This window comes from Streptomyces sp. NPDC043878 (assembly GCF_056435735.1).
Genome location: NZ_JBWKDW010000001.1, coordinates 437,709 through 449,761, shown reverse-complemented (window position 1 = coordinate 449,761; position 12,053 = coordinate 437,709). Strand labels below are relative to the sequence as shown.

At 73.4% G+C, this 12,053-nt stretch carries 9 protein-coding genes; 5 read left to right on the top strand and 4 right to left on the bottom strand.

All coding sequences use genetic code 11. The features are described 5' to 3' along the window. The first annotated feature begins 148 nt into the window (after window positions 1–148). Together AC07AZ_RS01940 and AC07AZ_RS01935 are read left to right on the top strand one after the other, a co-directional pair. On the top strand, window positions 149–802 hold the full coding sequence (locus AC07AZ_RS01940; protein WP_478842754.1) for a ThuA domain-containing protein: 654 nt from the start codon (window positions 149–151) through the stop codon (window positions 800–802). A 260-nt stretch (window positions 803–1,062) separates the two neighbouring features. After that, on the top strand, window positions 1,063–1,605 hold the full coding sequence (locus tag AC07AZ_RS01935) for a peptidoglycan-binding domain-containing protein (RefSeq protein WP_478842752.1): 543 nt from the start codon (window positions 1,063–1,065) through the stop codon (window positions 1,603–1,605). Window positions 1,606–1,642: 37 nt separating this feature from the next. On the opposite strand, the gene AC07AZ_RS01930 is transcribed toward AC07AZ_RS01935, so the two are convergent. After that, complete coding sequence (locus AC07AZ_RS01930) at window positions 1,643–2,080, bottom strand: helix-turn-helix domain-containing protein (protein WP_478842750.1); 438 nt, start codon at window positions 2,078–2,080, stop codon at window positions 1,643–1,645. A gap of 254 nt (window positions 2,081–2,334) precedes the next feature. Beyond that, the gene (locus tag AC07AZ_RS01925) at window positions 2,335–3,390 is read right to left on the bottom strand and encodes a LacI family DNA-binding transcriptional regulator (RefSeq protein WP_478842748.1); all 1,056 of its coding nucleotides are present in this window, start codon (window positions 3,388–3,390) and stop codon (window positions 2,335–2,337) included. A gap of 547 nt (window positions 3,391–3,937) precedes the next feature. On the opposite strand from AC07AZ_RS01925, the gene AC07AZ_RS01920 reads away from it, so the two are divergent. Further along, the gene (locus AC07AZ_RS01920) at window positions 3,938–5,521 is read left to right on the top strand and encodes a carboxylesterase/lipase family protein (RefSeq protein WP_478842746.1); all 1,584 of its coding nucleotides are present in this window, start codon (window positions 3,938–3,940) and stop codon (window positions 5,519–5,521) included. 219 nt (window positions 5,522–5,740) lie between these two features. Here AC07AZ_RS01920 and mmuM read toward each other — a convergent pair whose 3' ends face one another. Both mmuM and AC07AZ_RS01910 read right to left on the bottom strand, forming a co-directional pair. Beyond that, the gene (gene mmuM, locus AC07AZ_RS01915) at window positions 5,741–6,691 is read right to left on the bottom strand and encodes a homocysteine S-methyltransferase (protein WP_478842744.1); all 951 of its coding nucleotides are present in this window, start codon (window positions 6,689–6,691) and stop codon (window positions 5,741–5,743) included. Window positions 6,692–7,135: 444 nt separating this feature from the next. After that, the gene (locus tag AC07AZ_RS01910; RefSeq protein WP_478842742.1) at window positions 7,136–9,271 is read right to left on the bottom strand and encodes an autotransporter; all 2,136 of its coding nucleotides are present in this window, start codon (window positions 9,269–9,271) and stop codon (window positions 7,136–7,138) included. A 197-nt stretch (window positions 9,272–9,468) separates the two neighbouring features. Here AC07AZ_RS01910 and AC07AZ_RS01905 point away from each other — a divergent pair, with 197 nt between their 5' ends. Then, complete coding sequence (locus tag AC07AZ_RS01905; RefSeq protein ID WP_478842740.1) at window positions 9,469–10,638, top strand: glycoside hydrolase family 43 protein; 1,170 nt, start codon at window positions 9,469–9,471, stop codon at window positions 10,636–10,638. 1 nt (window position 10,639) lies between these two features. Beyond that, on the top strand, window positions 10,640–12,049 hold the full coding sequence (locus AC07AZ_RS01900; protein ID WP_478842738.1) for a family 43 glycosylhydrolase: 1,410 nt from the start codon (window positions 10,640–10,642) through the stop codon (window positions 12,047–12,049). The last annotated feature ends 4 nt before the right edge of the window (window positions 12,050–12,053 follow it).

Sequence of the window (12,053 nt, the reverse complement as noted above, 5' to 3'; positions counted from 1 at the left end):
ACGGTAGGCGCCCCGGGCGCGGCCGGTCTTGAAGGAATCGGACCTGCCCGCCGGGACCTGCCTGCCAGACCCGTTCGCCGGGACCCGCGCGCCGGACCCCGCCGGGACCCGCCCGCCGGACCCGCCGGGCCCGCCTAGGCTCCTGCGCATGGCCCCGCGACTCCTCGTCTTCACCCGTACCACCGACTACCGGCACGACTCCATCCCGGCCGCCGTCGCCGCCGTACGCGCGCTCGGTGACTTCACGGTCGACGCCACCGAGGACCCGGCGGCCCTGGAAGAACCCCTCGACCGGTACGCCGCCGTCGTCTTCCTCTCCACCAGCGGCGAGGTCCTCACTCCGGCCGGGCGCGCGCGGCTGGCCGCCCACGTGGAGGCGGGCGGCGGGTTCGCCGGCGTGCACGCGGCGGCCTGCACCGAGTACGACTGGCCGTACTACGGCGAACTCCTCGGCGCCCGTTTCGCCCGCCACCCCGCGTTCCAGCCGGGCCGGGCCCTCGTGGAGGACCCCGGGCATCCGGCCACCCGGCACCTGTCCGCCGTCTGGGAGTTCACCGACGAGTGGTACGACTTCCGCGCCAACCCCCGTGACGCGGTACGGGTGTTGCTCCGCGCCGACGAGTCGTCGTACGACGGAGGCGGGATGGGGCCGGACCACCCGCTGGCCTGGTGCCGCGGGCAGGGCGACGGCCGGGTCTTCTACACGGCACTCGGCCACGCCGTCGAGGCGTACCAGGACCCGGACTTCCTCGCCCACCTGAGGGGCGGCATCGGCTGGGCGGCGGACCCCGAGGGCAGTTGACCCGTCTCCGGGCCGCCGCCGCAGCACCCGGCGCGCCGCCGGCCGTCCCACCCCGTCCCGAGCCGTCCCGCGCCGTCCCCGGGCGGACCGCGCTCGGCCGTGACACCCCCGCGTCCGGCGTGGACCGTCCCCCGCCGGTCCCGGTACGCCGTCAGCCCTCGCCGTGCCCGCCGGCGGGCCGTGACTCTTTGCGTGCCAAGCCAATCGAGCCGCCCCAGGAGGAGAACGACGGGGGCCGGCGGTTCGGAAAGGAAGACTTCATGAGTATGCGCAAGCGGACCATCGCGATGACGACGGCCGTGCTGCTGGGGGCCGGCGCCACCGGCTTCGCGGTGGCGCCGGCGGCGAACGCCGCCGCCCCCTACCACGGCATCGACGGCAGCGGAGTCGTCAACGACGACTGGCAGGACGAGGAGGACCTCAGCGTCGACGACTACGCCCAGAGCAACGCCACCGCCGTCTGGGAGACCGTCCTGTACGCGGACGGCGCCCAGTGGCAGGACGACGACGGCGACTGGCACCCCTTCCGGAAGAACCAGGTCGACGGCTCGTTCGGCCCGGAGACCGAGTCGGCCACCCAGTGGTGGCAGGACCGGCACGGCCTCCCCGACTCCGACGGCGTCGTCAACGACGACTGCTGGCAGTCCGCCCAACTCCGGCTGCACGGCCTGTTCCCGGGCGGCGTCGTCCGGTACGCGGGTTCCGTGCGGACCGTCACCTTCAAGCGCGTCGGCGTCAAGTACCGGGTCAAGCTCAGGGGCACCGGCGCCTGGAAGAACGCCTCCTACGACACACTCGGCTGACGACCGGCAACGCGCGCGGGAGCGGGGGGCCTTGGGGTCACCCGCTCCCGCTGGGCAGCGTCCACAGCAGCCACAGCGCCAGCAGCGCGATCACGGCGAAGGAGACCAGCGCCGCCGCCCGCCACCGCCGGTAGCCGGCCCCGCCCGCCACCGTCGTGCGCACCGGCACCACCTCGGGGTCCGGTGGTCCGGGCGCTCCCGTCCCGCCGTGCGGCCAGGTCTGGTCGGCCAGTTCCCACAGCGCCAGCAGCCGCGCCTGCTCCACCTCCGCCACCCGGCACAGCGCCTGCACCGCTCCTCGCGGCGGCTGTTTCGCCCCGCTCAGATACCGCTGCCACGACGACTTGCTGTACGCGGTCCGCCGGGCCAGTTCGGCAAGGCTCAGACCCGTCCGGTCCTTGAGTCCGCGCAGCCGCCCGACCAGGTGCTGCGCCTCCCTCGGCAGCGCTTCGGGCAGCGGCCTCCAGCGTGTCATCGTCGTTCCCCCAGCGCTCGCCGCCACCCCTTCCCGGGGCGATGGCCCCTCCCCGCCGCATCGTTCGACGCCCCCTCTCGCCGGCCAGTTCCCTGCCCCGCGAGATGAACAAATGTGAGCGAATACGACAACAAGTGGCACACGCCGACATCCCGAACGCTCACGCACGTGAACGCGGTGGACACCCCAGCGCATGCGGGGGGACCGGGCACGCCCACTCGCTCCCCGGCGCGACCCTCCCGCGCCGGGGGTCGCTACGCGTCGGCGTGGCGGTGCGGGGCTGCCGTGCTCGCGCGCTCGACCAGGCGTGTCGACAGTTCCGTACGGGTGCTCTCCGGACGGGCACCGTCCATCATGCGGACCAGTAGGTGCAGCGCCGTCGCGGCCATCTCCGACAGCGGCTGGCGGACCGTGGTGAGCGCCGGTGCGGCCCAGCGGGCCTCGGGCAGATCGTCGAAGCCGACCACGCTGATGTCGTCCGGCACCCTCAACCCCCGTTCCGCCAGCGCCTCGTACGCCACGAGGGCCATCCGGTCCGAGCAGACGAAGACCGCCGTGGGCGGCTCGGGCAGGTCGAGGAGGTGCAGCATGGCGCGGCGGGCGAGCGTCTCGTCGGAGCCCGCGTGGCAGACGTACTCGGGGCGGTGGCGCACACCGGCGGACGCCAGCGCGGAACGGTATCCGGCCACCCGAGCGCCGCTGCCCAGCGTGCGCTGGTGCCCGGCGATGACGGCGACGCGTTCGTGGCCCAGCCGCAGCAGGTGCTCGGTCGCCGTGACCCCGCCGTGCCAGTTCGCCGCGCCCACCGACACCACGCCCGGGGGCGGCTCGACAACCGGGTCGATCAGGACGTACGGGATGCGGTGCTGGTCGAGCCAGGCGTACTGGGACGGCGCCGGCTCGGCCAGGTTGAACAGCACCCCGGACGACCCGCGGGCGGTGAGCCTGTCCAGCCAGCCGCGCTCCGGACGGGCACCGCGGGTCCGGGTCAGGCCCGCCGAGACGACCACCTCCAGCCCGAACTCGTGGGCCGCCGCCTCGACGCCGTGCAGGACGGCCCCCGACCCGGAGCTCTCCAGCGAGTGCACGACCAGGTCGACCAGTCCGGACGACTTCAGGGTGTCGAACCGGGGCCTGCGGACGTAGCCGAGCCGGTCCAGCGCCTCCGTGACGCGGCGGCGGGTCTCGGGTGCGACGTCCTCGCGGCCGTTGACCACCTTGGACGCGGTGGGTACGGAGACCCCCGCCTCCCGGGCCACGACCGCAAGGGTCGGCCCCGCCGCCATGCTCGCGCTCCCCGTGCGGACCATCGGGAACCACCTCTCCGGCCCGCCCGAGGGCCATCGACAGTCTCGACCAGCGCTGCCTGGACGGCCGAGTGATCGACCGACAGTAAGCGCTTCCTACCCTAAGTTGACCGCGTGACCCCGGGAAGGGGCCGGACTTCGCAGGAGGACGTCGACGCGCTGGGCTTTCGAAACCCCGAACGGGTTCGAATACCGTCGATCGCATACGATATCCGGTCGCCGGTCGCCGGTCGCCGGTCGCCGGTCGCCGGTCGCCGGTCGCCGGTCGCCGGTCGCCGGGCGGCGGGCGCCGGGCGCCGGGCGGCGGGCGGCGGATTGCGGCGGCCCCGTCCGTGCGTCCCCCAAATGGTCGCCGAGCGCTGCTCGCGCGCCGGAATACCCGCTCATGATGAGGTGCTCTGATGTTCACGGTGATCGGCGACGGGTGATCGATCACAGGTGATCGCGTGCCGGTCCCGGCGCGCGGGTGCGCACGGCCCACGGCCGGCCGGACGGACACCGCGTGGGGCCTCACGCGGTGCGCAAGCGCGGCGAGGAGGCTGGTGTTCGGATGACGGCAGTCCAGGCAGATCCCGTGGTGCGCACCCCGTACGGGGCGGTGCGCGGCCGGTACGAGGACGGCGTCGCGGTGTTCCGCGGGATTCCCTACGCGGCGCCCCCCTTCGGCACCCGCCGGTTCCGGCCGCCCGTGCCGCCCGAACCGTGGGACGGCGTGCGCGACGCGGGCGCCTTCGGCCCGACGCCGCCGAAACCGCCGTACTCCGAGGCCTTCGCCCGGCTGCTGTCCGACCCGGCGGTGCCCGGCGACGACTGTCTCAACCTCAACGTCTGGACGCCGGAGCCCGGTCCGGGGGCGCGGCTGCCGGTCATGGTGTGGCTGCACGGCGGCGCCCTCACCCGGGGCTCCTCGGCGGTGCCCGTGTACGACGGGCGGCCCTTCGCCAGGGACGGCGTCGTCTTCGTCTCGGTCAACTACCGTCTCGGGGTGGAGGGTTACGGCCTCTTCCCCGACGCTCCCGCCAACGCCGGTCTGCGCGACCAACTGGCCGCGCTGGCCTGGGTGCACGAGTCGATCGGGGCGTTCGGCGGCGACCCCGCCCGGGTGACGCTGTGCGGCCAGTCCGCCGGGGCGATCAGCGCCGGCGCCCTGCTGGCCGCCCCGCAGGCTCAGGGCCTCGTACGGCGTGCCGTCCTGCAGAGCGGGCCGCCCGAGGCCGCCGACCGGGACAAGGTCCGGCGGATGGTGCGCCGGATGGCGACCCGGCTGAAGATCCCGGCGACCGCCGCGGCCTTCGCCGACGTCGACCGCGATCTGCTGCTGCGCACCCAGGCCGACGTGGGCCGGCTCAGCAGTCCGGTGCTCGGCGGGCCCGCCTTCGGGATCGTCGTCGACGGCGACCTCGTCCCGCGTGACCCCCTGGCAGCCCTCGTCGAGGGTGACGCGGCGGCCGGCGTCGACCTGCTCATGGGCTGGACCCGTGACGAGTACCGGCTGTGGCTGGTGCCGGGCGGGCTCGTGGAGCGCGTCGACCGGCTCGGCGCCGTCGCCCTGGCCGGCGCCATGGCACGCTGCCACTGCGGCCACGAGGTGCCCCGCGGCTACCGCGTCCTCCATCCGGGGGCGACCCCCGCCGAGATCGTCGGCCAGATGGTCACCGACCACCTGCTGCGCGTCCCGCTGCACCGGCTCGCCGACGCCCGCCCGGACTCCTCGTACGTCTACGAGTTCGCCTGGCCCTCCAGCCGGCCCGGGCTGGGCGCCTGCCACGCGCTGGAACTCGGCTTCGTCTTCGACACGGGCGACGTTCCCGAGTCGGTCAGGCTCGCGGGGGAGGGGGCGCCGCGGGAGCTGGCCGACGCGATGCACGGGGCGTGGGTACGGTTCGCGGTCGACGGCGACCCGGGCTGGCAGCGCTGGGACGCCTCGCATCCGGTACGGATCTTCGGCGACGGTGAACCGCATATTGCATACGGTCCGCGGGATGCCGAGTTGGCGGTGTGGGCGGCGGACGCGGCCGCCCATGAGGGCCGGGTCGTGCCGGAGCCCCTCGACGGCGGTCCCACCGTCCGCGGAACGGAGCTGCGCTCGGTCGTACGGCGCCTGCGACTGCCCGGCGCGGTCCGGCGGGACTGACCCCGTCTCGGCCGGCGGGAGCACCGGGCTGAGAGCGGGGCCTCCTGTGCCCGGGCGCGGCCGGCCGGGGCGCGGCGGGACGGGGTCGGGCGGGGTGAGCCAAGGCCGGTCACCGGCCGCCGAACGTTGAGGTCTGTCCGGCGACGACACCGGCCACTCCGGTCACACCCGTGACCCGGACGCCATCGGCTACGACGCGATCGGCTACGACGCCATCGGCTACGCGGCCGGCTTCAGCGTGTCCGCGATCGCCGCGATCGCCGTCGGTCCCACCCGGCAGCACCCGCCGATGAGCCGGGCCCCGGAGTCCCGCCAGCCGCGCACCTCGTCGGGCGCGAACGTGGAGCGGCCGGTCCAGGCACGGGCGCCGGCGTCCCAGGTCTCGCCGCTGTTGGGGTACACGACGACCGGCTTGCCGGTGACACGGCTCGCGGTCTCGACGGCGGCATCCACGTCCTCGGGTGCGCAGCAGTTCACGCCGACCGCGATGACCTCCTCCGCGTCGGCGGCCAGGGCGAAGGCCTCCTCCAGGGGCTGTCCGGCGCGGGTGCGGTCGCCGGAGACGGTGTACGACAGCCAGGCCGGTACGCCGAGCCCGCGTACCGCCCGCAGCAGCGCCTCGGCCTCGTCGGCGTCCGGGACCGTCTCCAGCGCGAGCACGTCCGGTCCGGCCGACGCCAGCACCTCCAGGCGCGGCCGGTGGAACGCCTCGAGTTCCGCGACGCTCAGGCCGTAGCGTCCCCGGTACTCGGAGCCGTCCGCCAGCATCGCCCCGTACGGGCCGGCCGAGGCCGCCGTCCACAGGGGCCGCCGCACCCCCTTCGCCCGTGCCTGCCGGGCCGCCTCCCGCGCCAACTCGACGCTGAGGGCGATGAGTTCGGCGGCCCGCTCGGATCCGAGCCCGCGCTTGGCGAAGCCCTCGAAGGTCGCCTGGTAGCTGGAGGTGATCGCCACGTCCGCGCCCGCCTCGAAGTAGGCGAGGTGCGCCTGCGTGATCGCCTCGGGCTGTTCGGCGAGCAGGCGTGCCGACCACAGCTCGTCGCTCAGGTCGTGCCCGGCGGACCCGAGCTGGTTCGACAGGCCGCCGTCGAGGACGACCGCGCCGGCGGCGAGGGCCTGGGCCAGATCCTGGGCGGGGGAGGACGGGGTTTCCGGGAGGTCGCTGGTCATGACACGACGCTAGTCGACGGGCCCGGCGAGAGCCGGACGTGTCCAGTGAGTGAGCAAATCGCCCACCATGCGGGACGAAGGCGGCCGCGGGCCATGGTGACCGCCCGCACCCCTGTCGCGGGCGGTCACCACCGCGAGGCCACCGCGAGGCCGCCGTGAGGCCGCCGTGAGGCCGCCGTGAGGCCGCCCGAGGCTGCCGTGAGGCCGCCCGAGGCTGCCGTGAGGCCGCCGCGTGGCCGCCCGCCCCCGCCGTGAAGCCGCCAAGTGGCCGCCGTAAGGCAGACCCGTGGACAGCCCAAGGCCACCCCCACGCCAGCCCAAGGCCACCCCCACGCCAGTCCAAGGCCACCCCGCGCCGACCGGCAGCCCTGACGCCGACCGGCGCACCCCCACGCCGACCGACGCCGCCCTGACGCCGGCCGGAGCCACCCCACCGCCCCCGCCCTACCCCGCGTGTCGCCCACCCCCGCGACGCCCCCCGCGTCCACCCCCGCGTCGCTCCCCGCGTCCACCCCCGCGTCGCCCGCCCCGGCGGTGGCGGGTCGCCGGGATCACCAGTCCGCCCAGTAGGCCCAGTCCCAGTACGTACGGCCACCAGCCGAAGCGTTGGTCGTCCGAGGCGGCGGCGCTGCGGGTGACCGCGGGGGCGGTGGCCGGGGTCGTGCGGGCGGCGGGCGGGGCCGAGGTCGCCGCCACGGCGCTCAGCACGACGTCGTTCCCGTCGCCGCCCCGGTAGGTGACGCGGTAGGTGATGCCGGCGCGTTTCACGTGGGCGCCCTCCCCGAGCCCGGAGAAGGTGCCGGTGGTCTTCGACGGGCCGGTGTGGTCGATCACGGTGACCTGGCGGGCGGGCTGCGCCCCCGCGGCCGAGGGGTCGAGGCCCCCGGCCAGCCGTACGCTCCCGGACACCTTCAACGGCCGTACCCCCAGCACGAGTTCGCCCGTGGACCGCTGCGTGAAGTCGCCGCGGACCGTGAGGCCGCCCGCGACCACGCCCTCGTTGCGCACCGCTCCCCGTACGGTCCCCCTGCCGGTGAGGGTGTGCGTCACCCGCAGCCCCGCCGGTCCGGCGTCCAGCCGTGCGCCGCCGGACGTCAGCCGGATCGCCCTGCTGCCGGTGAGGCTCGCCCCCGAACGCAGGGCGAGGGTGCCCCTGTTCACGGTGGTCGTCCCGGTGTACGTCACCTCGCCGCCCGTCAGCGTGGTCGTCGCGGTGCCGGACTGGACGAGCGAACCGGAGCCGCCGATCCGGGACAGGGACACGGGTGTCGACGTGTTGCGCACGATCAGCGTGCCGTCGTTCACCACCGCGCTGTGGGGCGTCCCCGTCAGCAGGGAGCCGTCCCCGCGGCGGGAGCCCAGGCGCAGCACCGCGCCCTTCTCGATCGTCGTGGACCCGTCGTAGTACTGCTTCGCCGCGAAGGTCACGTCGTTGCCCGGTGTTCCGGCGACGAAGATGTCCCCGGCTCCTGGCGCGGCCAGCGTGTCGTGATAGCGGCCGCCGCCGATCGGGGCGCCCAGCGTCACCGGACCGTCGTAGTCGAAGGTCAGCCGGGACCGCCGGCCGCCGGCCTCGTGCAGGTTGACGTACATGGTGTCCGCGGTGCCCGGCATGAAGATCCGGTGCGTGCTGCCGTCGCCCCACCGGACGTCCGCACCCTCGATGTTGGTTCCGCGCTTGTTCAACTGGTGAGGCAAAGCACGCCAGTTGAGCTCCGGGTCGCTGAGTGAGGGGTTGGTGTCGCCGCCCCGGTCGCTGTAGCCGTACTGGCCGGTGAGCACGACCCGAGTGCCGGGCCTGGTGTGCACGTTGACGTCACTGCCGTACGCCCGCTGGTAGAAGTCCTGGCGCAGGGTGATCGTCTGGTTCAGGGGTGTGTCGACGATCCAGGAGCCCTGGTTGAGCACGGCGCGGACGTGAGGCAGTGCCACCGGGTACTCGGGGCGGCCGACCGCCATGCCGGTGCCGTTGTCGATCACTCCGGTGAAGGGCTGGGTGCCGGCGAGGTCGAGGGTGCCCCACATGTTCCGGGGCTGGGTGAGCAGGCCGGAGCCGCTGACGGTGCCGATGTTGAAGGTGCGGGTCAGGGACAGTCGGAGGGTGCCGTCGACGCGGACGTTGAGCTGGTTGAGCCGGTAGCCGGGGGTGTCGTACGGGAAGTGCCCGATCAGGCCGGTGCCGCCGCCCGTGCCGTACTGGAGGGTGGCCCCCCGCTCCACGGTGATCGCGGGCGGGTCCGGGTCGGCCACCGTCGTCCAGGGGTGGTTGCCGCCCTGGGTCGTCACCTTCTGCCGCTGCCGGGACCGGGGCAGGGTGAAGTCGCTGTCCCGGGTGAGGATCAGGGTCCCGCCGCCGCGCACGGTGAGGGTGCCCTCGCCGCGGAACACGCCGTCGTACGTCGTCGTGCCGGCGGGCACCGTGACCAGCGTGTCGCCGGTCAGGGTCACGTCCCGGCCGGCGAGCACGTCGGCGGTCGCGTCCCGGGGGCCCGCGGCCGCCGCGGGGGGAGTGGTGAGGAGGAGGGCCACGGCCGTGAGGGCACCGGCGACCGCCGCTGACGTGTGGATGTTGCTGCGCACGTGAGGGAGACGGGCGGCCGCTCGGCCGATAACAGAAAAACGCGGTCGGTTTTTGTCACGCGCGATCCGTTGACCTCCTCGTAACGCACCCGTACCTTTTCGGCGTCCGCGATGAAAGAACTTGTTCGTTATTTCGAACTTTTGGTTGTTCCGAGCATCGTCGACCACCTCGTATCCCCCCGCGAGAGGCAGTCCGTATGAGCCGCGACGACGACCTGCCCGACCACCCCGGCCGCCGCCTGATGCTGAGAGGCGCCCTGGCCGCGGGCGCTCTGGCGGCCACCCCCTCGATCGCCCGTGCCGCCGGCCGGCGGGCCGCGGTCGCCCCCACCAACCCGTTGGTCCGCAACCGCGCAGATCCGCACATCCACCGCCACACGGACGGCCAGTACTACTTCACCGCCACCGTCCCGGAGTACGACCGCCTCATCCTGCGCCGCTCCCGCACCCTGGCCGGTCTGAGTACCGCGGCCGAGTCGGTGATCTGGACCCGGCACCAGAGCGGCCCGATGGGTGCGCACATCTGGGCACCGGAGATCCACCGCATCGGCGGCAAGTGGTACGTCTACTTCGCCTCCGCCCCCGCGGAGAGCGTCTGGGACATCCGCATCTGGGTGCTGGAGAACGCCAACAGCGACCCTTTCCAGGGAAGTTGGACCGAGCGGGGACAGGTCAGGACGGCCTGGGAGACCTTCTCCCTCGACGCCACGACCTTCACCCACCGCGGCTCCCGCTATCTGGCCTGGGCCCAGCACGAGCCCGGCCTGGACAACAACACGGGCATCTTCCTGTCCCGGATGGCGAACCCCTGGACCCTCACCGGGCCGCAGGTCCGGCTGTCGACACCGGAGCTGGACTGGGAGTGCGTCGGCTACAAGGTCAACGAGGGGCCGTCGGTCATCGCGCGCAACGGCCGGGTGTTCATGTCGTACTCGGCCAGCGCCACCGACCGGCACTACTGCCTGGGTCTGCTCACCGCGGACGCCGGCAGTGACCTCATGAACCCCGCGAACTGGTCGAAGTCGCCGACGCCGGTCTTCACCAGCAACGACACCACCCGGCAGTACGGCCCCGGCCACAACTGCTTCACCGTCGCCGAGGACGGTCGCAGCGACGTCCTCGTCTACCACGCCCGCCCGTACGAGGAGATCACCGGCGATCCACTGGACGACCCCAACCGTCACACCCGTGTCCAGAGGCTGCGCTGGAACCGGGACGGCACCCCCGACTTCGGGATCCCCGTGGCCGACACGCCCGCGGCCGCGGGCACCGCCGCGAGCCCGGCCGCAGCCACCGGCTCGGCCGGCCGCACCACGGACCGGGCCGCGACCGCGCCCGCCCTGATCGACACCGGCAAGGAGAGTTGAGATGAGACGTCCGTACGCGGCTCTGCTCGCCTTCTGCCTGGCCCTGCTCGGCGCCCTCGCCATCGCCGGACCGGCCCGGGCGGCATCCTGGACACTCACCAACGGCACCCAGATCAACGACACCTCGGGTGCGCTCGTGCACGCGCACGGCGGAGGGGTCATCAAGGTCGGCGCCTACTACTACTGGTTCGGTGAGCACCGCGACACCGACAACACCTTCCTCTACGTCGACGCCTACCGGTCCACGGACCTCAGGAACTGGGAGTTCCGCAACCACGTCCTGACCCGCTCCAGCGGCGCCGAACTGGCCAGCGCCAACATCGAGCGGCCCAAGGTCATGTACAACGCCTCCACCGGCAAGTTCGTGATGTGGATGCACAAGGAGAACGGCACCGACTACAGCGAGGCCCGGGCCGCCGTCGCCGTCTCCGACACGGTCGACGGCGACTACGCCTACCAGGGCAGCTTCCGGCCCCTCGGCGAGCACATGTCCCGTGACATCACGGTCTTCGTGGACAGCGACGGCACCGGCTACATGGCCTCCGCCGCCAACGAGAACTACGACCTGCACATCTACCGGCTCACGGCCGACTACACCGGGATCGCGAGTCTCGCCGCGAACCCCTGGCCGGGCGGCCACCGCGAGGCCCCCGCCCTGTTCAAGCGGAACGGCGTCTACTTCATGCTGACCTCGGGCGCCACCGGCTGGAGCCCCAACCAGCAGCAGTACGCGACCGCGACCAGCCCGGCCGGCCCGTGGAGCGCGATGACGAACGTCGGCGACTCCACGGCCTACGGCTCGCAGACCGCGTACGTCCTTCCGGTGCAGGGCACTTCGGGCACGGCGTACCTCTATCTGGGGGACCGCTGGGGCAACTCCTTCGGCGGGACGGTCAACGACTCGCGGTACGTGTGGCTGCCGCTGACCTTCCCGAGCTCCACCACGATGTCCATGTCCTGGTACCCGGAGGTCACCGTCGACGCGGCCGCCGGAACGGTCACCGGCACGAGCGCCACCTACAACACCCTCATCGCCCGCCACTCGGCCAAGTGCGCGGACGTGACCAGCCAGTCGCTGTGGCCGGGTGCGGTCGTCAAGCAGTACGACTGCAACGGCGGCGGCAACCAGAAGTACTGGTTCAAGTCCGTGGGCGGCGGCTACTACCAGTTGGTGGGGCGCGGAAGTTCGCTGTGCCTGACGGAGAACGCCACCAGTGTCACCCAGGAGAACTGCACGTCGGCCACCGGCCAGCAGTGGAGTGTGACGTCGTCCGGCAGCTACTCGCTCCTCAAGGCCAGGGCGAGCGGCAAGTGCCTGGACGTGAACGGCGCGTCCACCGCCAACTCCGCCGCGATCATCACGTACACCTGCAGCGGCGGTACCAACCAGCAGTGGACGCGAGGCACCTGACGGT